The 26,882-nt window shown below is 50.6% G+C and carries 20 protein-coding genes and 1 tRNA gene; 14 read left to right on the top strand and 7 right to left on the bottom strand.

Annotated elements, in window-relative coordinates:
• Positions 1-84 precede the first annotated feature (84 nt).
• From QET93_RS05305 to QET93_RS05275, 7 genes are all read left to right on the top strand, one after another.
• The gene (locus QET93_RS05305; protein ID WP_280132815.1) at positions 85-2,865 is read left to right on the top strand and encodes a hypothetical protein; all 2,781 of its coding nucleotides are present in this window, start codon (positions 85-87) and stop codon (positions 2,863-2,865) included.
• Positions 2,866-3,068: 203 nt separating this feature from the next.
• Positions 3,069-5,927, top strand: a complete 2,859-nt coding sequence (locus QET93_RS05300) for a hypothetical protein (protein ID WP_280132814.1) — start codon at positions 3,069-3,071, stop codon at positions 5,925-5,927.
• A 13-nt stretch (positions 5,928-5,940) separates the two neighbouring features.
• Entirely contained in the window at positions 5,941-7,068 is a 1,128-nt protein-coding gene (gene hemW / locus QET93_RS05295) for a radical SAM family heme chaperone HemW (RefSeq protein WP_280132813.1), read from the top strand.
• 89 nt (positions 7,069-7,157) lie between these two features.
• A complete protein-coding gene (locus QET93_RS05290; RefSeq protein ID WP_280132812.1) occupies positions 7,158-9,296 on the top strand; it encodes a hypothetical protein in 2,139 nt (712 codons plus the stop codon).
• Positions 9,297-9,313: 17 nt separating this feature from the next.
• Complete coding sequence (locus QET93_RS05285) at positions 9,314-9,874, top strand: YqgE/AlgH family protein (protein ID WP_280132811.1); 561 nt, start codon at positions 9,314-9,316, stop codon at positions 9,872-9,874.
• Between the two features lie 12 nt (positions 9,875-9,886).
• Complete coding sequence (locus tag QET93_RS05280; protein WP_280126870.1) at positions 9,887-10,576, top strand: YggS family pyridoxal phosphate-dependent enzyme; 690 nt, start codon at positions 9,887-9,889, stop codon at positions 10,574-10,576.
• Positions 10,577-10,648: 72 nt separating this feature from the next.
• A tRNA-Glu gene (locus QET93_RS05275) sits at positions 10,649-10,724 on the top strand.
• A 126-nt stretch (positions 10,725-10,850) separates the two neighbouring features.
• Here QET93_RS05275 and QET93_RS05270 read toward each other — a convergent pair.
• The 3 genes from QET93_RS05270 to QET93_RS05260 form a co-directional block, all read right to left on the bottom strand.
• On the bottom strand, positions 10,851-11,993 hold the full coding sequence (locus QET93_RS05270; RefSeq protein ID WP_280126869.1) for a homoserine O-acetyltransferase: 1,143 nt from the start codon (positions 11,991-11,993) through the stop codon (positions 10,851-10,853).
• 90 nt (positions 11,994-12,083) lie between these two features.
• Complete coding sequence (gene ykgO / locus QET93_RS05265) at positions 12,084-12,248, bottom strand: type B 50S ribosomal protein L36 (protein WP_065529996.1); 165 nt, start codon at positions 12,246-12,248, stop codon at positions 12,084-12,086.
• A gap of 135 nt (positions 12,249-12,383) precedes the next feature.
• Positions 12,384-12,860: a hypothetical protein gene (locus tag QET93_RS05260; RefSeq protein ID WP_280126868.1), complete on the bottom strand. Its 477-nt coding sequence runs from the start codon at positions 12,858-12,860 to the stop codon at positions 12,384-12,386.
• Positions 12,861-13,069: 209 nt separating this feature from the next.
• Between QET93_RS05260 and ileS the strand changes: the two genes are divergently transcribed.
• The 7 genes from ileS (at position 13,070) to QET93_RS05225 (ending at position 22,362) form a co-directional block, all read left to right on the top strand.
• Positions 13,070-15,796 carry an isoleucine--tRNA ligase gene (ileS, locus tag QET93_RS05255; protein WP_280132810.1) on the top strand — a complete coding sequence of 909 codons (2,727 nt, stop codon included), beginning with the start codon at positions 13,070-13,072 and terminating at the stop codon, positions 15,794-15,796.
• Positions 15,797-15,828: 32 nt separating this feature from the next.
• Positions 15,829-16,467 (top strand): signal peptidase II, encoded by a 639-nt coding sequence (locus QET93_RS05250; RefSeq protein ID WP_280126866.1) that lies wholly within the window; start codon positions 15,829-15,831, stop codon positions 16,465-16,467.
• Positions 16,468-16,494: 27 nt separating this feature from the next.
• On the top strand, positions 16,495-17,169 hold the full coding sequence (locus QET93_RS05245; protein ID WP_280132809.1) for a DUF1573 domain-containing protein: 675 nt from the start codon (positions 16,495-16,497) through the stop codon (positions 17,167-17,169).
• The gene (locus QET93_RS05240) at positions 17,166-17,651 is read left to right on the top strand and encodes a rhodanese-like domain-containing protein (RefSeq protein WP_280132808.1); all 486 of its coding nucleotides are present in this window, start codon (positions 17,166-17,168) and stop codon (positions 17,649-17,651) included. Before QET93_RS05245 ends, QET93_RS05240 begins: the two co-directional genes overlap by 4 nt.
• A gap of 2 nt (positions 17,652-17,653) precedes the next feature.
• Positions 17,654-18,880: a cysteine desulfurase gene (locus tag QET93_RS05235; RefSeq protein WP_280132807.1), complete on the top strand. Its 1,227-nt coding sequence runs from the start codon at positions 17,654-17,656 to the stop codon at positions 18,878-18,880.
• 39 nt (positions 18,881-18,919) lie between these two features.
• Positions 18,920-20,668: an alpha/beta hydrolase gene (locus QET93_RS05230; RefSeq protein WP_280132806.1), complete on the top strand. Its 1,749-nt coding sequence runs from the start codon at positions 18,920-18,922 to the stop codon at positions 20,666-20,668.
• 74 nt (positions 20,669-20,742) lie between these two features.
• Complete coding sequence (locus QET93_RS05225; protein ID WP_280126861.1) at positions 20,743-22,362, top strand: discoidin domain-containing protein; 1,620 nt, start codon at positions 20,743-20,745, stop codon at positions 22,360-22,362.
• A gap of 525 nt (positions 22,363-22,887) precedes the next feature.
• Here the strand turns inward: QET93_RS05225 and QET93_RS05220 are convergent.
• Genes QET93_RS05220 through QET93_RS05205 form a run of 4 tightly spaced genes read right to left on the bottom strand, consistent with a single transcriptional unit; the run spans position 22,888 to position 26,806 of the window.
• Positions 22,888-24,126, bottom strand: coding sequence for a hypothetical protein (locus tag QET93_RS05220; protein WP_280132805.1), 1,239 nt, complete (start codon positions 24,124-24,126; stop codon positions 22,888-22,890).
• 10 nt (positions 24,127-24,136) lie between these two features.
• Positions 24,137-25,270, bottom strand: coding sequence for an FtsX-like permease family protein (locus QET93_RS05215; RefSeq protein ID WP_280126859.1), 1,134 nt, complete (start codon positions 25,268-25,270; stop codon positions 24,137-24,139).
• The gene (locus QET93_RS05210) at positions 25,267-26,268 is read right to left on the bottom strand and encodes a hypothetical protein (RefSeq protein ID WP_280126858.1); all 1,002 of its coding nucleotides are present in this window, start codon (positions 26,266-26,268) and stop codon (positions 25,267-25,269) included. Before QET93_RS05210 ends, QET93_RS05215 begins: the two co-directional genes overlap by 4 nt.
• Entirely contained in the window at positions 26,261-26,806 is a 546-nt protein-coding gene (locus tag QET93_RS05205; RefSeq protein ID WP_280126857.1) for a hypothetical protein, read from the bottom strand. Before QET93_RS05205 ends, QET93_RS05210 begins: the two co-directional genes overlap by 8 nt.
• Between the last annotated feature and the right edge of the window lie 76 nt (positions 26,807-26,882).

Genomic DNA, 26,882 nt, shown 5'->3' with positions numbered 1-26,882 from the left:
ATATACATCGTCAACGAGACGTGATTTGCCATTGCCTCTGCCGCATCTTCATATTACTATCCGGAAAGATAGATCATCCGCTTCATGGCTCATCATGTATCCCCACTCCCTATTCAATTCCTCCTGGAAGGGTACCGCATCTCGGCCCATCAGGAATCGACAGAGTTGTACCATTTATATCAAGCTGTTTCCCCGCAGGGTGAAACCGTATTGATTCATGAATTCTGTCCACAGGAATATGCTCGCCGAGAAGAAAATTCCGGCAAGCTCGTCTTTTCTTCGGCCAATAGCCAAGCCATTTCTCAGGCTAAATCCGAATTTACGCTCAAATATGCCTCCGGTTCCATGGAGATCTCTGCTCTGGGAACCATTTTCTTTATCCAAACACCCCAGCAGACACCCGTCGTCGCTACCAGAAAAAGGGCATCAGCAGTACCCCAGGCAGCAGAAAACGCCCCCCTTCCAGCCGTACCTGTCGACTACAAGCCCAAACGAAGCAGTGTAGGATTCATGCCTGCCGTGATTCTCGGTCTGGCAGCTCTTATCGCCTATCTGGGGTATCAGATCATGAACATGGAACCGCCTCCTCCTGTGCCGGTCGTCCATAACACTCCTCCCCCCAAGCCCAAACCAAAACCTGTGGCGCCTCCCGTCGTCAAGGACGAGCCGGAACCCGAGCCTGAGCCCGACGAACCTGAGCCGGAACCCGAGCCTGAGCCGGAACCCGTTTACAATCCATCCGACAGCCTTCAGCAGCTGGAAAGAAATGTCATCCTGGCTCTTGCCAAAAGCAAAGGAGCTATCAACGATGCCGTCCTCAATGCTTACTCCCAATACGCGGAACATTTCGTCCGGGAATATATCACCGTGCGAGGGGGAGCATTTTCGCCGGCTTTTGAAAAATGGATGAAGGAGACAAAACACCAGAAGGAAATCTTCGCCAATTTCTATCCACCGGATCCCAGTGTCGCTACCAACGCAGACATCCTGATCAACGCCGTCGGTGAAAATGCTTTCAAGTACGACCAAATGGTCATTGCCTTCGCCGTCGGCAGACGCCATGTCGGCATGGGCAGCTTCGATATGGGCAAAGAGGGCAAATACCACCAATGGTACCTCAATGCGGCTTCCGGCTCCAGAGACTGGGCATCCCCTGCCGACCTCTTTATCGCGAAGAAGCCTCCCATCAACTTCTACGGCAGCAATCCAGCCAGCGTCGACGACAAAGCTTACGAAGCGCTTGCCGCCTACCTGACTGCCAAAAACATGACTGCCAAGCAGGCGTGGGTTTCCCAGGAAACTGTCGTCAAGGACCTTGCCGACAAAGGTGTCACAAAAAATAACATTGTCAGCCTCCTTCACGAACATCTCTACCGCAACAAACAGATTAAGCGCAAGAGGGACGCCTTCCCTCCTCCCGCTGAATTCTTCCAATACCTCGTCAACAAATACGAAGGCATCGGAAAAATGAGGGACGTCAAAAACCACCCGGTCGAATGGAAGGGAGTACCACTGGAATACACACCCTGGCTGGCCATGCTTCCTCTGAGCGAAACCCGCCCCATCCGCGAATGCGAATATGTATGGGACCGCTACCTCGGCAAATTCGGAGAACCCAGAATGTGGTTCTACGGTCCCTACCGCCGAGACGACGAACCGAATCCTCCTGTCCAGTTTTCCATGGATCCCAATCCCGACTGGAGCTACGATGCCTATCCTAGTTGCCTTCATGTCGGAGGCGTTTGCGGGACTATGTCGCTTATTGCCCGCGATGCGTCCATTGCACTCGGCATCCCGACACCACCCGCCGGACAGCCCGGACACGGCAACTTGATGACATTCCATTACAATGCCAGCGGCAGCATCCTGACCGTTGATCAGTCCGTCGACACTCTCAAGGTAACGACCGGCCCCCTCTACCTGAGAGATACGACCACCAAACGTGCCGGCAACGGTGAATACCATGTCGGTATTGCTGCCAGCATGAATCTGGACGATGCAGACTGGATGAACAGCCGTCTGGCCATGAATGTTTACAAAATGGCCAAAGAAAAAGAAGTACCCGACCAAGTTTTGGATACCCTTCTTCAAGGCATTCTCAAGCTCAACCCGTTCTTCACCGATGCCTGGTACACAGTCTTCGAACGCCGGGGAGAAGACCTAGCTGCCGCCATGTCCTGCATTGACGATATCTACAAAGCCATCCCTGACAGCAGCCGTGTCGCCAACCTCTGGAAACGTAAAAAAACCAACTCCAAAATGGGAAGAGCCAGCAGAAATTACAAGGACAGGCTCAATAACCAGGCCTTCGAATATACGGACACACTCAGCTCCGCCATGATCGAACTGGCCATGAAAAAGCCTCTTCCCACATACGACAAGCGCGGATGGGAAAAAGTGCTTACATGGATGCGCTCCGCTGCCAAGAAGAGCATCTATCCTGATAAGGAACAAGGCTATCAGATAGCCCTCGCCAAAACGCAGGGTTACAAGCCCATTGTCAATAGCGTCGATCATGATTTCAAGGAAATCGTCCGCCACTTGAAGAGCAAATCCAAGAATCGCCGCCCTCCCAAGAAAAAGCCTGAAGAGATGATGACCCAGCTGACTCTGGAGATCAATGCTGCCGTCATGGTCCTTCCTCCGGAAGAATCCGTCCCATGGCTTCGGAAAATGATCGATGATTCCCCTCCCAATCTGCAATTCAAACGTAAAGACAACGGTGCCAAAATTACGGAATTCTATGATTGTCTCACTGCTCACTATATCAGACTGGCTGATTCCGGATCGGCCTCTGAAATAAGGGAACTCGTAAAAAAACAGGAAAAAGAATTTATTGAAAACATGAAAGGTAAGGACGAATAACACACTCCTCAACCATTCGCCTCACCTTCAGAAGGTTCCTTTGCCGGCTCACGGCGAGGAACCTTTTTTTGTCTTCGTCATGTACTCTCAGCGACCCATAGGATAGATGCATGTCGTTCTTCCTATGTCTCATGGCCTTTGTGACTTTTCCCATTGTCAGATGAAAAGTGGAATGATAAGTTTCCCGGTAGTTGTCTCCTCTCATGATGTCTTTCCCCGTCCCCCCCCTCGCACCGGATACTCTTCTGGAAGATTTCCAAATCGTCTCCGTTGTCGAATCAACGGAACTTTACCACCTCTACAGGGCAATCACCCCGCAAGGCATTCCCATGCTCATTCGGGAATTCTGTCCCCAGGACTGCACCAGACGCACCGATGACGGGATCAAGCTCGTTTTCAACAAAGCCATGGCACCACAATTGGCAGCCGCAAAAAAACTTTTCTTAACACATTACGGACAAGGAGCAACCGAACAACACTCCCACGGAACTATCCTGTATATCACCCACTCCCCTGACAATCTCCAGGAAGAAGCAAACGCGCCGTCTATCGCGCCAGCATCTCCACAGGTTCCCAGGAACAAGCCGACACTTCAACGCGGGCATATTGCAGGAACCCCGGCCCGGCCATTACAACCTGTTGCCTACAAACCGAAAAAATCCGGAGGCGGCGCTCTTGCGATCATTATTCTCCTCTGTCTGGGCATTGCGGGATTCTTCGGTTACAAAATGTTGAACCAGCCACAGGAAGCTCTGCCTGTCGTCCAAAATACCCCGGCTCCCACGCCGATCCCCAAACCTAAACCACCGCCTGTCCCCGAGCCCGAACCTGAACCAGAACCGATTCCTGAACCAGAACCAATCCCAGAACCGGAGCCGCCTCCCGCCCCGGTTGTCGAGGAAGAACCGGAACCCGATCTCAGTCCATCGCCGGAGCTTCAGCAACTCAAGAAAAACGTTATGCTTGCCGTCGGTAAAAGCAAGGGAGCCATGACGGAGGCTATTCTTAATGCCTATACCACCTACGCAGAAAAATTCGTCCGAGAGTATTTGGAAAAACGCAAAGCCAAATTTTCTCCTACCTTCGAGAAATGGCTGGCAGACACCAAACATCAGAAGGAAATCTTTGCCAACTTCTACCCCCCCGATCCCAGCGTTGCCACCAATGCGGACATCCTCATCAACGCGGTCGGAGAAAAAAACGCCACCAAGTATGATCAGATGGTTATTGCATTCGCCATCGGCAGACGTTTTTGCGGTATGGGAGAAGTCTTCTATAACGTCCAATATAACATGGGGGAAGCGGGACTTAACCTGCGAAATACCCTGCCGACCTCTCCTCAATGGGCTTCGCCTGCTGATGTCTTCATCGCCGGCATGCCCCCCATCAACTACTACGGTCCCAATCCGGACTCGGGAAACTCAGAACAATTCGAAGCTGTCAAAAACTACCTTGCCTCCAAAAACATCACGGCAAAACAGGCGTGGATCAATAAGGAAACCACTGTCAAGGATTTGGCCGATAAAGGAGTCACCAAGGACAACATCCTCAGTGTTTTAAAATCCTACATGATCCTCTCGGGCCAAATAAAAAGCAAGAGGGACGGATTCCCCAGCCCGGCCGAATTCTTCAAATACCTCGTCTCCAAATACGAAGGTATCGGCAAAATGCGCGACGTTAAAAACCATTCCGTCGAATGGAACGGAGTCCCTCTGGACTGTACTCCGTGGCTCGCTATGCTTCCCCTGAGCGAAACCCGCCCCATCCGTGAATGCGAATACGTATGGGACCGTTACCTGGGCAAATACGGAGAGCCTCGTCTCTGGCGCTATGGCCCTTACCGTAAAGTCAGCGATCCGGAACCTCCCGCTCTGTTTTCCATGGATCCCAATCCGGATTGGAACTATATGTCCTACCCCGGTCTCATCCACATTGGCGGCATGTGCGGTACCATGTCCACCATCGCCCGCACATCCCACATTGCCATGGGAAGCCCCGCCTCCCCGGCCGGACAACCAATCCACGCCAACCTGATGACCTACCATTACGGAGCAGGAGGCAGTATTCTGTCCATCGATCAATCCGTTGCTCCCCTCAAAAAAACATTTGGAGGACAATATCTTTGCGACAATGAAGGACCGCGAAACAACTGCGGAGAATACCATGTCGGTCTTGCCGCAAGCATGAACCTCAAAGACGGAGCATGGACAGATAGCAGGATCGCCATGAACATCTATAAAATGGCAGTCGAAGAAAAAGCTCCGGAAGAAATCCAGAAAAATATGCTCGCGGAAGTCGTCAGAATCAATCCATTCTATACGGAAGCATGGTACTCGCGATTCGAAAAAGCTGGGGGAGACATGAAAGCCGCCATGGATTGCATCGATAACATCAATAAGGCAATCCCGCCCGGAGACCGCGTCGCCAGCCTCTGGCAACGCATGAAATCCAACCCAAGAATGGGAAAAGCCCCCAAAAACTATAAGCAGCGCCTTAACAATCAGGCCCATGAATACACGGATACGCTCGGGTCCGCTATGCTCGAACTGGCCTCCGACAAACCCCTGCCCAATTACACCAAGAGCGAATGGGGTAAAGTCATGGACTGGATGCGTTCCGAAGCTAAAAACAGTTCTTACCCGGACAAGGAGCAAGGATACCAGGTTGCTCTCGCCATGACACAGGGCTACAAACCCATCGTTAACAGCATCAACTACGGCTTCAAAGAAATAGTCCGCTTCTATAAAAACGCCTCGAAGAGTAAAAAGAAGAAAGAACTGAAAACAACTCCCGAACAATTGACTCTCGAAATCAACGCAGCCGCCATGGTCATGCCGCGTGCGGAACTAGTGCCATGGCTTAGAGAGATGATCGACAAGTGTCCAGAGGACCTTCTTTATACATTGAAGGACGACAAGGCAAAAATTACCGACTTTTACGACTGCCTCACCAGACATTACTTAAAACATGCCGATTCAACCGCAGCCAACGAAGTAAGGACGCTCATGAAGAAGCAGGCAGAAGACTTCCTCAAGGGAACCAAGGATAAAAAAGACTCCTGATTCCATCGCCAGCATGCATCTCTACGTTCATATCCCCTTTTGTCACCGGATCTGCCCCTACTGTTCCTTCTACAAGCATACACCGGCCTCCACGGACATGAATCTATTCGTCCGGGCTCTGCTTCGCGAAGTCGAATCACGCAAAGACGATTTGCAAAATTCCCCCGAACATGAACCCCGGACACTCTACTTCGGGGGAGGGACTCCGTCCATGCTATCCAATTCCCATCTCGGGAAAATCATCCAGGGCATCGACCATGTCGTCGATATTGCGTCGCTGGATGAATTCTCCTTTGAGTCCAATCCAACCACATTCACAATCAATAAAGTCCGAGCCTGGAAAGATATGGGAATCAATCGGGTTTCCCTCGGCATCCAATCCTGGGATCCGAGAATCCTGGCAGTATTGGGCAGAACGCATACCCCTGAAATCGCACGCCATTCCCTGGAAATGCTAAGAACAGCCGGCATCCCCGAGATCAACATCGACCTCATGTTTGCCATCCCGGGACAAACTCTCCAACTCTGGGAACAAACCCTCCTGCAAACAGTCGAAGCAAACCCGGAACATATTTCCGCCTACAACCTGACCTACGAAGAAGACACCGCCTTTTTTGAAAGCCTCGCCAAAGGGGAAATTAATCAGGATACGGAACACGATGCCGACTACTTCGAACTGGCTGACACCATTCTCACAGATGCCGGTTTCCGCCATTACGAAACTTCCAACTACGCCCGAAACAACCTCCTCTCCAAACACAACTTCGGCTATTGGCAGGGAGACGACTATATCGGCATTGGCCCCGGAGCCGTCAGTACCATCCGAGGCAGCCGCATCCAAAATACGATGGATACGAACGCCTACATCCGCTCCACACTGGAACATGGTGTGCCCGATTCCGAAACGGAAAGATTGAGAGAAGAGGACATTCTCCTGGAACGGGTAGCCCTGCTCCTCCGCACCGACACAGGGGTTCCCATGAAATGGGTCCCCCCTCGTACAGAAGCATTCATCACCAATCTGATAGATGAAAACATGGCCATCATTCTCCATTCAGCTTCAGAAGACAGCCTCGTTTTAAAAGGCAAAGGCCGACTCCTTGTCGACGAAATCGTCACAGACCTTTTTTCTATCAAATAACTTAATACCCTTCGATTTTTCGTGTGCAAAGTTGCATTCCATGACTAGTTCGTCTATAAAATACCAACAGTATTCAAAACTCCCTCATCATGAAATTAATCCCCGTTTCATTCTTTGCCATGATTTCTCTGGCGACCTTGGCAATGCCGCTCCACGCCTTAGTCCAATTCCCGGGAGAACAACCGGGACAAGCAAAGATCACATCCTCTTCCGGTCAATTCCTCCTCGGCAACAATATTCTCCAAGCCGAATTCTCCTACTCCGGAGGCAAACTCCAATTTAAAGGATTAAAAGCCGGCAAAACACCCATCGCAGCCCCGGGTGGAGAACTTTTCATCATTAAACTCAAGGATGGCACGACACTGTCCGCTTCTCAAATGCCCCTGGTTGGTCGCCCGGTTCTCACCGACATCAAAGCCAACCCCAAGGCTCTCAATTTGGCAGGTCAAGAACCCGGAAAGGCACTCGCGGCAACCTTCACCTCGCCCGATAAAAACATCCGTGTCATTTGGAGGGCCATTCTGCGGAACGGTTCCCACTATTTGAGGCAGGAAATGGTCATTTCTTCCGCAAAAGATACGGAAATGGAAGAAATCGTCGGAATGCAATACAACATCCTGCCTGATGCGGAATCGGGAGAAGGCATCTCCATCAGCGGCAATACGCGAGGACCGCTTCTGGTCGGCCCCAAAATCTTTGCTGCATTGGAAACCCCGATGGCCCTCAACACTATTGAACCTGCTGTAAACGCTCCCGACGACGTCAAAGACAAGGCTCAGATGGCCCAGGGTAAATGGATCCGCCAGGCAACCCTGCACAAAGGAAGCGTCTGGGAGGTATCCTCCGTCATCGGACTCCTTGCCCCGGAACAGGAAAGGCGTTCATTCCTCGCCTATCTCGAACGTGAAAAAGCCGTATCGTATCGTCCGTTCATCCATTACAACTCCTGGTATGAACTGAACATCAACAGTAATGACAATCCCGATCCATTAAAGCGCATGACCGAGCAGCAATGTATCGATGTCGTGAACGCATGGAACGAAAAACTCTATAAAAAACGCGGCGTCAACATTGATGCCTTTGTCTGGGACGATGGCTGGGATGATTTCAACAGCTTGTGGGGATTCCACAAGGGCTTCCCAAACGGTTTTAAAAAACTGAACGCCATGGCCGTCTCCCAAAAAGCCGGAGTCGGAGCCTGGCTCGGTCCGGTCGGCGGTTACGGAGTCTCCAAGCAACTCAGGCTTGATCACTGGAACAAAACTCACCCCAGCAACAAAATTAACAATTTTCAGCTAGCCGATCCGGAATATTATAATGCCTTCCTCGGCAGGTGCTCCCAAATGGTGCACGATTACGACATGCGTTACTTCAAGTTTGACGGCATCAGTACTATGGCACATGCCACCGGGCCGAATACCTCGCGTCTAGAAGATGCGGAAGGAATTCTCACCCTCGTCAAGGACCTTCGGAAACAGCGCGGAGATCTTTTCATCAACTGTACTGTCGGCACTTGGGCATCCCCCTTCTGGTTCCGGTTTGCCGACTCCATCTGGAGACAAAAGGGAGACTGGGGGAATACAGGCAAAGGCGATAGCCGTGAAAAATGGATTACCTACCGCGATGCCACCGTCCACGAAGTCTTCGTCGAAGGAGCTCCCTTCTGCCCGATCAATTCCATGATGACCCATGGTCTTATGATCACCAAGAATGGAGCACCGGGCTCCATGCCCAAAGACGTCGAAGGAATCAAACGCGAAATGCGCTGTGCATTTGCATGCGGCTCAGCTATTCAGGAACTCTACATTGATCATGATCTCATGGATTCTCTGGGGGAAAACGAAATCCTTTGGGACGAACTCGTCAAATGCATCAAATGGTTCCGTTCCAATGCCGATGTCCTTGATGACACCCACTGGGTCGGCGGGAATCCATGGAATGAACAAACGAAGCAGGCAGAAATCTACGGTTGGGCTTCATGGTCGCCGCAGAAAGCCGTCTTTGCTCTCCGCAATCCAGACGACAAGGAACAAACAATCAAAACGACGTTGAGAAAAATCCTCGATCTTCCTCCTCATGTGAAAACACAGTTCCAAATCAAAAATGCTTATGATGACCAGAGGGAACTGTCCGGATTCACCAACAAAACCATTGATCCCAACAAAGAAATCGAATTAAAACTCAATCCATTTGAAGTCTTTGTCTTCAATCTGAAGCCAACGCATTAGCCCTCCTCCCGCATCCCATGGGCAAGTCCTCTACACCCCAATCACGACTGACAGGCAGCATACTTCTGGCATCTCCCTCCATGGGAGATGCCATCTTCGAGCACAGCGTCATTCTGCTGGTGGATTATTCCGCTAAACAAGGTGCTTTGGGCTTCATCCTCAATCGCCCGTTCGGAAAAACAGTCGGACAGATCGCAGGCTCCTCCTCTCCCATACCTAGAGAACTTTACCACGTCGATGTCTTCGTCGGCGGACCGGTAATGACGAAAAACCTCACCTTCGCCGCCTTGACAGCCCATGACGGGCAACTCTTCTACCGGATGCAAATTTCTGCGGAAGAAGCCCTTGAACATGCCCAAACGCCGGGAACCCTCATCCGTGCCTTTATCGGAAGCTCCGGCTGGAGTCCCGGCCAACTTGAAAAAGAACTGGAACTCATGGCCTGGATACAAATCCCCTGCCCCCCCAACTTGCTCAGCTATATCCATGACGAAACCCTATGGAATACCATCCTCCGAGGGCTTTCCCCCTACCATGCACTTATTTCAACAGCGCCCAGACTATCCTTCCTCAACTGATTGCTTTCCATTATGAGTATCGGCCATAATCTGAAACATATCGAACAACTCATCCGCCAGGCGGAATCACGTTACGGGCGCCTCCCCGGATCCGTCAAGCTCATCGCCGTCAGTAAAACATTCCCCGTCGAAGACGCCATGGAATGCTACCAATGCGGACAGCGACTCTTCGGTGAAAACAAAGTCCAGGAAGCACTTTCCAAAATTCCCGTCCTTCCCAGCGATGCGCAGTGGCATCTCATCGGTCCGCTTCAGCGCAATAAAGTCCGCAAAATCATCGGCAAGGCCGCCATGATTCATACGGTAGATTCTCTTAAACTCGCAGAATACATGGATTCCGTTGCCCGGGAGCTTTCCATTGTTCAAGATGTACTCCTTGAAGTCCATGTAGGTGGAGAAGAATCCAAATTCGGATTTCACCCCGATGAATTGGAAACATCCTGGCCCGCCCTATGCAACTTGGAACACCTCAACATCCGCGGGCTTATGTGCATCCCACCACCGGTAGACAATGTGGAAGACGCTCGCCCCTACTTCCGCCAGCTCAGAGAACTTAAAGAACGTCTCAACGCCTCGGGCTCCCGACAAATCCAGGAATTATCCATGGGAATGAGCCATGATTTCGAAGCAGCCATCGCAGAAGGAGCTACTTTTGTCCGCGTTGGAACGGCTATTTTCGGAGCCAGAGACTATTCACATTAAAAAATCATTTTCTTTAAAAAAATATCTTGCACTCCGGAAAGACTTCGTGTTTAATCCGCGCACGCACTCAACGACCAGTTCGTCTAGCGGTCTAGGACTCTCGCCTTTCACGCGAGCAACACGGGTTCGATTCCCGTACTGGTTGCCAATTTTCAAGGGGCTGTTCCACATCGGAGCAGCCCTTTTTCATTGTCTGAAATAAATGAATCAACAGGAGGAAACAGACAGATGAAGTCCAATCCGAGTCAACGCAGAACCTTAGAGTCCTTAGAAGTCAAACCTGCAAGAAACGTCGGATCGGCTCTGCGTAGAGTTCCGGTTCCAAAAGAAAGGAATCATGCCCTTTGTCGGAGTGGATCGTGTGAAATTCCGTCGGAACCCCGGCCTCTTTCAATAAACGGACAAACTCTTTCTGCTCATCCGGACGGAAACAGTAATCCGTATCAATAGAAAACACCAGGAAAGGGATTTCTTCCCTGGCACAGGGGGCCAGTGCCTTCGTAAAATCATCCGTCCCCATTTGCTCGCAAATATCGAATTCCCCCCACATATCCGCAATGCGGATATAAGAATTGGCATCAAACCGCAAGGCAAACTTTGTCCCCTGATGCAGCATGTAGCTTTGGGTACTGCGCGTCGGCTTCAGCCAGGAGAGCATGCCACAGTCACTGCCCACCTCACGGCGAGCCCGGGCTTCCAAACCTTCCTGATAGACAAATGCCTTGTGTCCTATGATACGGGCAAAAGCCAGCCCACGCAAAGGTGCTGGACCATCATAATAATCCCCTCCGTTAAAATCGGGGTCCAGTTCAATAGCCAGAATCTGTTCAAATACCGACAACCTCTGTTCAATACTGCACCGATAGCCCGATCCCACTGAAATCAGACACTTCACTCTCTGCGGAAACTGAACGGCAAAGCTCAACGCCACCAGTCCTCCGATCGACGGACCAACCAGGGATACCCGGTCAATTTCCATCGTATCCAGCAGGTATGCCAGCAAACGGGCCTGATCGCGCACCGTCACATGGGGAAAACGCGAACCCCAAGGCTTGCCGTCCAGCGGATGAGGAGATGCAGGACCGGTCGAACCATAACAACTGCCCAAGTAATTCGCGCAAATGATGTAATACTTGTCCGTATCCAGAGGCTTGCCGGAACCAATGATGGAATTCCACCATCCCTCGTAATTCTCCGGTTGCCACAATGTACCGATATCCGGGACACAATCGTTCCAGCCATACGCATGCTGGCTGCCTGTCAGTGCATGAAATAGCAAAATCACATTGTCTCCATCCGGAGCCAGAGTCCCGTAGGCTTCATAAGCAAGCTGCACCTGGGGAATCACTTCTCCGTTCTCCAACGCAAAGGGAGCGGACAAAGTCATGAAACTTGTTTCGACTCGTTCTTCGGTCATGGTACAAAAGATGGAAACAACGAAAAGAGACCGGGGTCACAGGACACCGGCCTCTTTTGAAAAGAATGTTAATGGGCAGAAGGGTGAATTTTACTTCACGCCCTTCTTGCTCAGACGGGTGCCTGCCGTTGCGCCCTGACGAGCTTTGAATTTCGGATTGCTTTTGCAAATTACGTACAGCGTGCCTTTGCGCTTCACGATTTGGCAGTCAGCGTGTCGGCGCTTCATAGAGGCGAGGGAAGAAAGGACTTTCATCGTATATAACTCCTGTAGTTAGGGTTGACTTCGGGAGGCAGAAGATACCGTCTCACGCCATTTTGTAAAGACCTTTTTTGTTTCTTCCTCAAAATTTTCATCCTCAATCCGGGAAGAAACTCTTCGTAATCGATTCTATTTCCCAATGAAAAGCTGATACAGCCAGTAGAGAAGAAAAACGAGCAGGAGCACAAAAACGGCTCCCTTGATGAGCATATGGGACATGATCACCCCCATCCCTACTTCCTGGGAAGCCTCATCGTATTGGTGAAACGGCCTCTCCACGGAAGACTCGTACTTCCACTCCTTGCGGATAAAGGAAAAATCCTGACCGTCGGCAAACCGCATCATCAAACCTTTGACCTCTTCAAGCCCGGGATCCCCGGGACAGGAATAAATCGCATTCCTTCCGCCACCTTCGTCGATAGCCGCCTCCAAATAATAACCGCTGTCATCAAATGCAGCCTGGATAAATCCGTATCCAACCTCATGATTGCCAACCGTACATATCAAAAAACCTTCGCGTCCCGTTTCAAGATGGGCAAACGCCTCGGCCGCTCCCGGACAAGGGGTACCCGGTATGTTCCATTCCCAGCAAACTTCAAATCCCATGATTGGTATCCTAAAGCACGAATAAGAGCCTGTCAACCGGGCATTCCGGGCATATCCCATCGTACACCTTGATCTGCAATCATCAACAACACCAAACAGTCACGTATTCTCTGTCAGGAAAAAGAGCGTCAAGTAGATGAAATTCAAGAGGAAAGTATGTTGTACCCGGTGATTGACCTTGATGGACATGACTGGTAGTCTTTTGCGCCATGAGCGCGCCTGAGAAAAACTATAAGGACACCATTCTTCTCCCCAATACGACGTTCCCTATGCGGGGCGATCTGACACTCAACGAACCCAAACGCCTCGAAAAATGGGAAAAGGCCGGACTCTACTCCGACATTATCAAGCGACGCCAGGAACAGAACGCCCCGACGTTCATTCTTCATGACGGCCCTCCCTTCGCCAATGGCGACGTCCATATGGGCACAGCCCTCAACAAAATTCTCAAGGACATGGTCATCAAATCCAAGACCATGGCCGGATACCTTGCCCCCTACATCCCCGGCTGGGACTGCCACGGCCTGCCGATCGAATTTAAAGTCGTCCAAAAAGCCCGGGATCTCGACCCGGCGGAAATCCGCCGCCGTTGTACGGAGTTTGCCAAAGAATTTATCGATATCCAGCGCAACTCCTTCCGCCGTCTGGGGGTCTTTGGCGATTGGGATCATCCCTATCTGACGATGGATCCTGCCTACGAGGCTACCATCCTGCGCGTTTTTGCCAAACTCGTTGACATGGGAGCCGTTTATCAAAGCCGCAAACCAGTTCAATGGTCTTACGGAGCTTACACCGCCCTGGCCGAAGCCGAAGTGGAATACAAGGAAATCACCAGCACATCCATCTTTGTCGCATTCCCTATCCTCGGTGGCAAATTCGGTCTCAAAAATGCTTCCATCGTCATCTGGACAACCACCCCGTGGACACTCCCCTCCAACGTCGCCATCGCCCTGCATCCCCGCTTCACTTACGTCGCCGGTAAATTCATCAAGGAAGACAAGGTACAAACTCTGATCCTCCTGAAGGAAGCCATTGAAACGTTCACCCTCAAAACTGGCTGGGCACTGGCGGAAACCATCTGCGAATTCAAAGGTGCCGAACTGGAGGGAGAAGAGGCTTCCCACCCATTCCTTCCCCGTACGTCCAAAATCGTCATGGCGGAATTCGTCACCACGGACACCGGTACGGGTGCCGTCCACATCGCTCCGGGTCACGGAACCGATGACTATATTGTCGGTCGCCAGAACGGGCTTCCCGTACTTTCCCCCGTAGACGACGACGGGAAATACACTGATGAAGTCGGAATCCCCTCCCTTGTCGGCAAACATGTCTTCTCCGTGGAAGACGATATTATCACCATGCTCAACGGTCACATGCTGGGCAAGGAAAGCTATTCCCACCAGTACCCCCATTGCTGGCGTTCCAAAACGCCTATCATCTTCCGAGCCGTCGAACAATTCTTCATCTCGATGGACAAACTCAAACCGACCGCCCTCGAAGAAATCGACAAAGTCCAGTGGCTTCCGGCCTGGGGGCGCAACCGCATCTACGGCACCGTCGAAGCCCGGCCCGACTGGTGCATCTCCCGCCAGCGTACCTGGGGCATCCCTCTGCCCGTCTTCTTCGATGAAAACGGCCAGGCACATCTCTCAGGCGAAATCGTACGTCGGGTAGCCGACCTCGTAGAAGAAAAAGGCTCCAATATCTGGTTCGAACTCTCCGACGAGGAACTTTGCTCCCGCCTCGGGCTCGGTACCGGCCTTCGCAAAGGCCGCGACACGCTGGACGTCTGGATCGACTCCGGCTGTTCGCACGTCGCCGTTCTCGAAGGACGCCCGGAACTGCATGCTCCGTGCGACCTCTATCTTGAAGCCACTGACCAACATCGTGGCTGGTTCCAAAGCTCGCTCATGCTCTCCGTCGCCTGGCGCGGCACCGCCCCATACAAGACCGTCATGACCCATGCCTTTGTCGTCGACAAGGATACCGGTAAAAAAACATCCAAATCCGATGCCAAGACCTCCGGCAAACCTACTGACGCCAAGTATTTCTACGACAAATACGGTGCTGACATCGTCCGTCTCTGGGCCTCCTCCGTGGACTGGCAAAACGAAGTTCCTTTCGGAGAAGACCTCTTCAAACAGGTCACGGAACCTTACCGCCGCCTCCGCAACACCCTTCGCATCCTCCTGGGCAACATCTCCGACTTCGACCCGGCCACCGACGCTGTCGATCCCGGACAAATGCCCATCCTCGACCGCTGGATCATGGAACGCCTCAACAGCGTCATTGAGGAATCCCGCAAAGCCTATGAAGCGTTTGAATTCCGAAAGGTTTTCAACACGGTCAACCAGTTCTGTACCAGCGACCTCTCCGCCTTGTACGTCGATATCACCAAGGACAGGATGTACTGCGATGCCGCTACCTCCATCCGTCGGAAATCCACTCAGACGGTCATGTTCCATGTCTTCAGCTCCCTTTGCCGCCTGTTAGCCCCTATCCTCGTCTATACGGCAGACGAAGCCTGGGAACACGCCGGGTACGAAAGCAGCGTCCACCTGCAGGACTTCCCGGAAACCTTCTCCGCATTTGCCGCAAGGGAAGCCTCCGGCACCATCGCCCGACTTCAGGACATCAAAGCCGTCATCCAGATCGCCATCGAAGAACAGATCAAAGCCAAGACGTTCACCAAAAACAATGAAGCGGACGTCCTGCTCACTGTTCCCGCCAATGAAAGCGAAGATGTTGTCAGCCTTCTGGAAGACCGCATCTTCTCCACGGAATTCTTCATCATCGCCGACCTGAAGGTCAGCACTGGAGAAAACCTGGCGGCTACAGCGTCCAAAACAGTGCATGCCATGTGCCCGCGCTGCCGCCGTTATGAACCCCTCGGCAAATCCGGCCTGTGTGACCGTTGCGCCGAAGTCATGGCATAACCGCAACAGAGCTTCCACCACATTCCGGAACCATGACCAGCTCCAAAACAGCCGCCGGCCACCTCTCCAAGGGTTTGCTTGCCTTGATGATCGGATGCTTCATCCTTGACCAAGTCACCAAGCTCATCATCGTCTACAACTTCGATCTTCCGACTCCGCGCATCACTGACGCCGGATTCATGATCGCTTCGGATACAGTACCCATCATCGACGGCATATTCAACATCGTCCGCGTTCACAACACGGGGGTAGCATTTGGTCTTGGCAACGGTACGGCATGGTCCTCCTACGTCTTCATGGCAATTCCTATCGCCGCCATAAGCATTCTGGTCTGTGCCTTTCGCAGAGGCTTCTTCAACACTCCTCTCCTCAGGATTGCATGGGCGCTCCTTCTTGCAGGAGTCGCCGGCAACCTGACGGATCGCCTCATTCAAGGCTTCATCCTCAACCAGCAGCACCTGCAAGGGGCCAATTCCTTCTGGGATTGCCTGACAGGAGGCTACGTCGTGGATTTTGTAGACATCACCATCCCATGGATCAACTACACATGGCCGGCCTTCAACGTAGCCGATTCCTGCATCTGTATCGCCGCCGTCCTCTTCATCATCAGCTCCTTCCTCATTGAAAGCGGCAAAAAAAGCCCCAATCGGGGAGAAGCCCCTTCATCCTGAGCAGTCTCACACGCGCCTTTCCTCACAATGAAACTCCTTCCCCTCATTCTCCCGCCCCTCTTCCTAGTGACCTCCTCCATGGCCATAGCCGGAGAACTCGCATTTGAACGGACGGAACAAACCATCTCCGCCAAGTCTGACGAAGAAACAGTCTCATTCGCTTTTCCGTTTAAAAACACATCGGATGCTCCGGTTAAGCTGGAATCGATCAAAGCCAATTGCGAATGCACGGAAGCCGGATTCGCCGGCAATAAAAAAGTGCTCGCTCCCGGTGAAAGCTGCGTTGTCTCCGCCACTATGAAGATCGGCATGTTCTCCGGTTCCGATGCAAAAAAATTAACCGTCATTGCCGATGGGAAAACCTACGACTTGACACTCCGTGTCCGCGTTCCGGAAATCGTCCACCTCTCAACGCGCCAGCTGAACTGGCCCCAAGGTTCCCCCGCTGCCCCCCAGACCATCACCGTCACAGTTGACCCGGCCTCCGGCGTCAAACTAACAGAATTCAGCCTCGCCGGCAAAGACTTCAAGTACGAACCGGTAACCGTCCGTAAAGGAGAAGTGTACAAAATCATCATCACGCCTCTCCAAACGGCTACCCCACTCTGCAATACATTCTGGGTCCTTACGGACAGTAAAATTCCCCGCTACTCCCGCTACGTCGGCATGCTTACCATTACGCCTCCCTCCCGGGACAAATGAACAAGTATAAAGAAACCATCTACCAGGCGCTCCGCCTGATCTTCGGTGCCCTCGTCCTGGCGGCCCTCCTCGCTTATGCCGACTACCGCTGGATGGAGCCCAACCGAACCCCTCCCTGCGACCCGAGTAAACTGTCCGAAGGGCATATCTGCCTGACAACCGTCCTCAAACAATGGGGATACTCTAAAATCGTCTGGATCGATGCAAGAAATCAGGATGCCTTTGAACGCGGAACCGTCAAAAACGGTCAGGTTCTTTCCATCCGCAACGATGAAAAAGCAGCGGACCTTCTGGCCAAAGCCCTGCCAGTCCTCCACCAGGCGGGCATTGATGACAAATGCATCGTTGTCTTCTGCGACCGCAGTTGCAATGCTGCATCGGAAATCGCCGAAATGTTAAAAAGCTTCCAGCTTCAAGCCCCCATCTACATCCTCGAAGGAGGATGGGATGAAATCCGCAAAAACCCTTCCCTCGCCTCCTAGCCATGCTTGACCTATCCCATATCAGATCCCAGTTCCCGATTCTGGACACCATCGTCCATGGCAAGCAGCTGATCTATCTGGACAACGCCGCCACAACTCAAAAACCCTTGGCCGTCCTCGATGCTTCCCGAAAATACTACGAGCTTTACAACTCCAACATCCATCGTGGAGCCCACCACCTTAGCCAAATCGCTACGGAAGCCCACGAACAGGCCCGCATCGTCACGGCAAACTTCATCGGAGCCAGCCGCCCTGAAGAAGTCCTCTTCACTTCGGGTTGTACCATGGGCATCAACCTCGCCGCATCCGTCATCGGCTTCTCCGGTAGAATCGGCAAGGGGGATGAAATCATTCTATCCGCCTCGGAGCACCACTCCAACATCGTCCCATGGCAAATGATGGCCGAACGCACGGGAGCCATCATCAAAGTCATCCCCATCACCGACTCCCAAACATGGGATCTTCAGGCCTATGAACGCCTCCTGACACCGAAGACGAAAATCGTTTCAGTCGCCCATATTTCCAATGCCATCGGCATAATCAACCCCATTCGCCAAGTCATCGCCATGGCCAAGGCCAACAATCCGGACACCATCGTGCTCATTGATGCCGCCCAGTCCGTCAGCCACCACGCCATCGACGTTCAAGAACTCGGATGCGACCTACTCGCCTTCTCCGGTCACAAACTCTATGCCCCCACTGGTATTGGCGCACTTTGGGGCAAATACGACCTCCTTGACAGTCTTCCCCCCTGGATGGGCGGCGGTGAAATGATCCGCGAAGTCACTTTCGGCGGTACTATCTACAACACCCTCCCCTTCAAATACGAGGCAGGCACTCCCAATATCGAAGGCGCCATTGCCATGGCCGAAGCCATCCGCTTCGTCCAAAACATCGGACTGGACGCCATCGCCGAACACGAGCAACACCTCGTCAATACCATGCTGAGCGGCCTTCGGACCATCCCCGGCATCCGCATTCTGGGTGAAAACGGCAAGCACGGAGCCGTCATCTCCATCATCGCCGACAACATCCATCACTACGATATCGGCACCCTTCTGGATCAGATGGGGATTGCCGTCCGTACCGGCCACCACTGCTGCCAGCCCCTGATGGCATGCATCGGAGCCACCGGCACCACGCGATTCTCATTCTCCGTTTACAACACCGAGACTGAAATTTGCACCGCTCTGACGGCAGTTGAGAAAGCAGTATCCATGCTATCCTGAGCCCAGCCAAGCCCCTACAACTGCAACACCGTCGGAGTCATGAAACACCTCTTATCCATCGTCCTTCTTGCCTCCACCCTTCTGCCCCTTTCATGTTCTCCTCCGTATGCACCGGATACAAGAGAAATCTACAACTCCAGAGAACCCTCCGACATTGACCAGGTAGCCCTTGCCAAAAAGGCATGGGACATCCTCGGGAATCCCTCCAGGAAGAAGGAATGGCCCGGTGCCCTCAATCAATACAACCATGCGGTATTCACCCTTCTGGAACGCGGGCGTAAACTCAATGAGCACTCCGGAGACCGAATCCAAGCCCCTTCCGGAGCTTTCGCCGTCGAAACCTCAGCCCTTGGCAACGACCGCGACTACCGCACCTACGAAGACGTCATTCCCTGTTCCAAAATCCAGACCAGCTTTCACTTGGAAGAACGCGTTACCGTTGAAGGTCTGGGCATCCCACTGGCCGGCATCGTCAAAAGAAATAAAAATGCCGTCAAAAGACAAAACGAATCTCTAAAAGACAGCGGCAACATCCACACCCTGACGGCAATCCTGGACTTCGACCACCCTGTCAACGGCAAACCCGCCATGCGGTTCATCCCCCGTCTTCTTGAAGACTCCGTCAACGTCGGATCAACTCAACAAGCCCTGGCAGCCGACTTCTCCGCCCCTATCTCCCTGTTCTGGGATCGTGAAGACATTTCCAACGCCGGTATCCTCGGTGCCTTCCGCCCTAAAAAAGCGGTCAACTACATGGGCCTTTATTTCTCCGAGCCTTATTCTCCGAAAAAAATACCCGTCCTCTTCACCCACGGACTCATGTCCTCCCCGGCTACATTCGCCAACATCACCAATCGCCTCCTGGCCGATCCCGTTATCCGCCACAACTACCAATTCTGGTTCTTCGGCTACCCATCCGGCATTCCCTGGGCCAAATCCGCACAAGCCCAGCGCGACGCCCTTCAATACATTTTTGACGAATACGGTACTCCTGATCGTAACAGCCCCATCAACAAAATGCTCATGATCGGTCACTCCATGGGCGGCCTTATCACCAGAATGAACAACTCGGAACACCCCTGGGGAATGCTGGAAAAACTCATCAAAGGCATGAATAATGCCAGATCCCTGACGTACGACCAGGTTACAGCACGGCTTGAAGAACTGCTGCCTTCGTCCCAAGCCGACCTCGAACACGACAAAAAACTCCGGGAATCCTTCATCTTCAATCCTCCCCAACAGACATCCCGCATCGTCTTCATGGCAACTCCTCACCGGGGTTCCCGCTTTGCCGACTCATGGGTAGGACGGATTGGACAAAAACTTATCACTCTCCCGGAAGCCATCCTGTTGGAAGTAGTCCGTACAGGAACGCTCAGTAACAATATGCTCCTCCTCAATCCCATGAAAATTGAAGAGGAACTTACCAGCATCCGCCAGCTCTCCCCTTCCTCGCCATTTATCACGGGCATCCAGGAAATACGCCCCTCCGATAGAATCCCCGTCCACTCCATCATCGGAGACCGGGGACGAAACAACACCCCCAACTCTTCCGATGGCATCGTAGCCTACTACTCATCCCACCTCGACTGGGCCCAATCGGAAAAAATCGTTCCTGCCGGCCACAGCGTCCAGGAGTGTATCCCGGCCGCCCTGGAACTTCGCCGCATCCTCAGACTGCATCTTCAAGACAACAACATCCCGTTCACACGTCAGGACTTCACCGCCAAACCTGTTCTCTGGCAGTCAAATCCTCCTATGAAACTCCCCCGGACAGTCACCCACTAAACTGTCCGTGTACATTTGTTTTGCCTGTACAACCAAATCTGTTATCTTTAATAAGCATCGTCCCATTATTCTCCATGGAAACAACCGTACCTTCTGCAGAAATCCTGCAACAGTCCTTTCCGCAGTTCATCGTCACGGGGCTTATCTCCTCAGCCTCCCTGCCGGCCACCTATCAGGTCACCACTGCAAGCGGACAGAGGCAGCTCATCCTTTACATCGTCCCCACATCTCTGGCCGCCACCGTCGGATGGAGCGAATCCTTCATGATGGATGTTGCGGAAACAGTCAAATTCCAACATCCCAATCTCGTCGGGATCTCAGAAACAGGTACCTCAGCAGACGGACAATACCTCTACATTGCTGCTGAAGAAGAGCCTGCCCCCAGCCTGATTCAAATCCGCCTGGGAGAAGGCATCAAACCTAAAGATGCTCTGATCTACACCCGCGGCCTCGCCCTCGGCCTCTCCCTGGCCCACAACAAAGGCATCTACCATGGACGCATCACTCCGGCTCTCATTTCCATGGTTGGAGGCAAAATTCCCAAAATCATCCCCTTCAACATCTCCCCCCTGCTGACGGATAAAACCCAACTCGAATTCTTCGCGCCGGAATCATTGACCGCCGGGGCCCGTAAAACGTCCAAATCCGACATCTACTCTCTCGGCCTCCTCCTCTACTTCATGCTCACCGGCAAAACTCCCTCCGGAACCGGCTTTGAAATGCCCTCCAACCACTGCAAATGCAGCGAAGAAGTAGACCTCCTGACAGCCAAAGCAATCAACCCCAATCCGGACGCACGTTTTGCTTCCTGCCTGGAACTCGTCTCCGAACTGGAAAACATCCTGCCCGGATGCGACACCAAAACCGTCAGGAAACCCCGCAAATCCGCCCTTCCCAACGTAACCGCCCTCAGCAAAGAAGCCGCCAAGCGTAAGGGAGCCCCCATCCTGTACTTCTACCTCATCCCCGCTCTCATCATCGGCATAGCCTTGGCTGCCATCTCTGTTTCTTACAGGCTGGACATGCTGGATACCAGCAAGGAAATCAAAGCCCTCCAAGCTGAAAAAGCCAAAGTAGAACGCCAGAATGGCTGGATCCGCGAAGCGCAAACACGAGAAGCCAGGAAGCAGGCAGCCACCCCGGCAGCCTCTCCCGCCCCTGTTACAGCACCTACGCCAACTCCTTCTCCAGCCCCCGTTACTCCGGCCGCCGTCCAACCCGCTCCGGTTGACGTTTCCCCCACCGATACAAAAGGACTCACCAACTGGTGCCGCGAAAGCAACGTCAAAGTACGCTCCAACGAACCCTTCAAACACCTCTCCGCTTACGAAGCGGAAAAACTCATTGACGGAGATAAGGAAAGTATCGCCGCCACCAACCCGGATCCAGACAAACCCTCATGGTTCGCCGTCGACTTCGGCAAAGACAACGAACGTCCCGTCAGCCGCATCGTCATCCACGCCCCCGTTGATAACGCCCAGCTTGGTTCCATGACCAAATTCTCCATCAAATTGGCCAACGCCAACAAAGAAATCGTCGCTGAAAAAGAATTTCACTCTGACGGAACTCCCGTTCCCGGTACTGAAATATGGGAACTCCCCGAACCCGTCCAAGCACGAGGACTCCGGATCGAATCCCTGGGTACCGACCAGCCCCTCATTATCGGAGAACTGGAAGTATTCGGCAAACCGTAATAATATTCTATACAACAATTGGATTCATCATTCCCCATGGGCCTTCGGCTCATGGGGTTTTATTTTATATATAAACATAGGAAAACATTATTTTATCTAAAAATGAATAAAGTCCAACCATCATGATAAGCTTCCAAAAATATTTCATCTTAACAACTACATCAATACTATTCCTCCTGTTGTTCGAACATCAACAAAAAGAAGCAAACCATCAATTGTTGCAGTTCTCCGACAAGAGCCACTGTCCAAATAGACGGGCTCAATGCAGGAACTACACTCCTGTATCATTGAAGTTGAACGAACCACATGACCGACAAAGAAGGTTACAAGCCCTTCACCCCAAGAGACATCCGGGTGGGATTGAGGAAACCCGGTGTTTGAAATATTCTGCCTGCCGGGATAGAGAATTAATTACGGAAACTCTTCCGGGTATATCCTGAAACCAGAATTTCTCAATGCAGTACTTTCCCAATCTTCCAAAGGAGGAAGACAGGCAAAATAAAAGAGTCCGTTCTACCTTTCGCTTCATCGTCCTTGCCCAATCCCATATTCCTGAATCAGAGCGCATTCACGTTCCAGGTTCTCCCGTTCGCGCGCGATGGTTTCCTTCTTTAATTCCAGAGATGCATCGTACAGGCTTTTGAGGCTTTCAGGCTCCAATGCTCCATGCTTCCGTCGGAAAGCATCATATTCTTCCATAGCAGACTTCCACTCCCGATACATATCCCAGCTTTTAACCAGCAAAGCCGTCTTTTCCTTAAATTCAAACATTTTTTGTCGAAGCAACCGGACCAGCAATTCATGTGAAGCCTTCGCCTCCTTCAGATCCCTCCACACATCAAGGCGAGTATCCAATTGTAAATAAAAATTCATATTAATCCGCACGTCATTGCCTCCTCCCATAAATCCCGTATCATTACCGCCGCTCATACTAAACAATCTGGGGCTATAAAAATCCACCTGAACCGTTGGCCAATACCGCAACTGAACCCCGATTTTTTTAAGTCTTGAAGCCTCCAACTCCATTGCCATCATTATTTGCGTTAAATCTCCGGGAACTGTAACCAGTTTCCTGTATTGATTCCACGACACCGCCGGTACCGTCGCACCAACAGGATGCCATCTTGCCGAATAATCATTGATCAGCATACATAACTGTCCCCATTTTTTGCGCATTTCAAGTTCATGTTGTCTCTGTTGCTCCTTCCTTAGAATCTCATCGTACACGTATACATCTCCGGCTAACGCATTCTCTCTCGCATCAAGATCATATTCCCGAAATATCTGGTAAAGTTTCGCCACCAGTTCCCTCTTCTTCAATTCACAATTCTTGAGCGCTTTGAATGCAATCAAAGAACTCGTGTAATGATCAATCGGGATTTGAGTCAGCGCCGGAATATTGAATATAATATTCATATTATAATTTTTTTCATCCCCGTATCCCATTCCTCCCTGATTCAATAAAGCAGTATTGTAATAATAACCGAGATTGACCAATGGGATCAGATCACGATAAACCTTGTTCTCCTTACTTTTCGCATCACGCCATTCCTTAAGTGCCTGATTATATTCAAGATTGTTCTTCTCCAGCATCGCCAAAGCATCATTCCAGCTCAATCGGCGCTCCGGCAAAAAATCATAATTAGGAATACTGGCGTATTGTTCCATCAATTCTGTACGAGCGCGTTCGAGACGTTGTTCAGGAGAACACCCCGCCTCTATCAAAACACACAAAACAACAAGAACTCTGATAAAAGAAATCATTGCAGATACACTATTTTAAAACCCTCCCGATCGGCCTATAAATTGAACACGCAATGGGAATACAAGAGACAAGAATACAGATGCCAAACGACAGACAAAATGTCCGTATATCGTCCGACAATTCCCACCATTCAATTGTCAAACCAGGTGATTTATACAGGTCCGATGAAATAAACCTCCTCACTCCCCACAAGCACCCCAGAGACGCAGCAAAACCGCCAGAAACCAAAAGTGTATTCTCCACTAAAAACGAACCAAACAACATCATACGGCTCACCCCAAAACTCCCCATCAACGCATATACATATTCATTCTGTCGAAATTCAAGAGAAGAAATCGACGTAAGCAACAGACAAATGATTGCTGAAATACCAATGGAAACCCACACGCGAAACAAATATTGCGACGAACGCAACTGCGCCAGCTCTCCCAGAAGAGAACGGCTGCTGACAAGACCCATGCTCTTTTTATCCAGCCGAATAAGCTGATTGATCGTATCCTCCAAAATCCCTACATGCACTTCGTCCGCACATTTTACCCTCAAAACATACTTCCTTGTGAATCCAGTATTCCAAATTCCATGAAGTGTCCCATATGGGAAAAAAACTGCTCCCCCCTGATAAATCCTTCGAAGCATAGGATAGGAGGAATCAGGTAAAGTAACAGCGTGGACTAAATGATCGTCCACAGTACAATCCATGGGAGAAATAGTCTCACAAGGCTCCTTGGGAAGGATACAAATTCCATTCCCGCATCCAAGTACATTTTCAAACAATCTAGTAGAAATAGGCATATACTCAACAAGAGGATAAAACTGTTCTCCAATCATAGCAGATAGAAACGGCTCATGAAATAAATGGAGTTCATATTCGTCAGACTGAGACGGAATAATTGTATAACCGGAAGCGTGGACACAAGATGTCCCCGACACAAATTCCGTAACAACAATCAAATCCGCTCCACTGCTCTGGATACGTTCCTCCAATGCCTTAATGGAAATAATGTAGCTACTTAGGAAAACAAATGCACAAAAACAGAGAAAGAGAACCACGAGAAAACGCGATAGAGGACAGGAAATTCTCATTAACCATCGGTAAAACATGTCCTTGATCAAATAGAGGACAATGAGAAGAGTCGATTTCATGGAACCTGTTTTTTGCGGAGGCACAAATGAGTTTCCCCTACAAAAACAATACAGTAACCGGGCCTCAGTATTTCAACTAGTTTTTCCCATGTTTCGAAAGGAACGTTTTTAGCTTCGCGAGCCAATGTAAATTTCGCCTCGTAGAGGCAAGTATCGTCACCACGGTAGCATAACCGAACCACGGTATTAGAACCGAGAAGTCCCCAAGCTTTGTCTGAATCATTGTTTCCCACCTTGAAGAAATACACTAAAACTTCCTCTTGCCCGGATTTTTCTATCTTCTTGTGATCCCAGATAGCATGTAAGTTTTCACCACCACCCAATTCCAGATGGACAGATAGAAGGGTTGGATCAAGCTTGGCCAATCCTGGATCCGTTATACCAACAACAATGAAAAACGCAGAATCATCGACTGCCGTTACAATGGGAGTCGACGCCTGGACAAAAACCTTCTCTTCTTTGTGTTCCGGTAAAGAAACTTGATATTGCACACGACCATCAAAAGGCATGCATATCGTCTTCAATGCTTTTTTCTTGTGAAAAATAGTCAGAATTTTTTCATTAGCCAACTTCGTTCTATCCTGGAGAAGTCTGATTTTTTCGTTAAGTAATTTGATAGCTCGCTGGTCAATAGGAGTGTCGATCTTTTTCCCGATAAAAATTCTTTTCTCAGACGGCAATCCAGCTATGAATTCTAGTTCCTCCTTCTGACGTTTTAATTGTAAAAGGGTAGTTTCAGAATCAAGATTGTTTTGCCGAACCTGTTGCCGAATTTCTTCTTCCTCCAAGGCCAATGCATCGGCATTGACCTTGGCAAGAAGAGTTCCTCTCCTGACCCGGTTCTCTTTCGGAGGAAATAGTTCCACCTCTCCCGCCTCATCGGCAATGCCGATCTCAATGCGGTTAGGTACTATTTTAGCCTGCTGTCGGGAGATGTAATACTCATGAGCCGAGGCAACTTCTAAAAGTAAAAAAATTAAAATAAAAACATTAATCATGTTTTACCGTAAAAGAAAACGACACATTAGCAGTTTGTTTTTTTACTCCTGTCGAAGATTTTGTTTCAGTTGTATGTGACGCAGTATAAATAGCACGATCTTCTGCTGTAAATACAATAGTTCCATCAAATGAATGTTTAATGTACGTATAAGTAGGATATTGGGTCATTACAAAAGTAAGATCACTAAATTTAAGTCTTGCCTTGTTTTTTGTTGATGTATCCTTTACATAAAGACCATTACCATTATAAGATTGTCCAGCAACAGACCATCTCGCAGAATTACCAAAGAAATAAAAAATATCTCCAGCTACATTTTTTAATTCTGCATTAATTAAATTTTCTGGGGCATAATCAATCTCGACAATAGGATTTTTCTGATCTTCTTTAGTTTCATCCTTAGAAGTATCCTTCTCCTCTGTTTTTTCAGTATTGTTAGATTTGTTCCCACCTCCACCTTTGCTTTTATGGCAAGAAGTATCAAACATAACAACGGATAAGCTACAAATAGCTATTAATGCGATTTTTGTTATTTTCATGGTTGTTTTTAGATTAATTTGTTGGGAAAGAAAGAGGAAAGAGGCCGTTCAGACAACCATACGATTATGCTGAGGA

The sequence above is a fragment of the Akkermansia sp. N21116 genome, from assembly GCF_029854705.2.
Lineage (GTDB): Bacteria > Verrucomicrobiota > Verrucomicrobiia > Verrucomicrobiales > Akkermansiaceae > Akkermansia.
The sequence above is the reverse complement of the archived record's forward strand: the minus strand, read 5'-3'. Positions and strand labels throughout refer to the sequence as shown.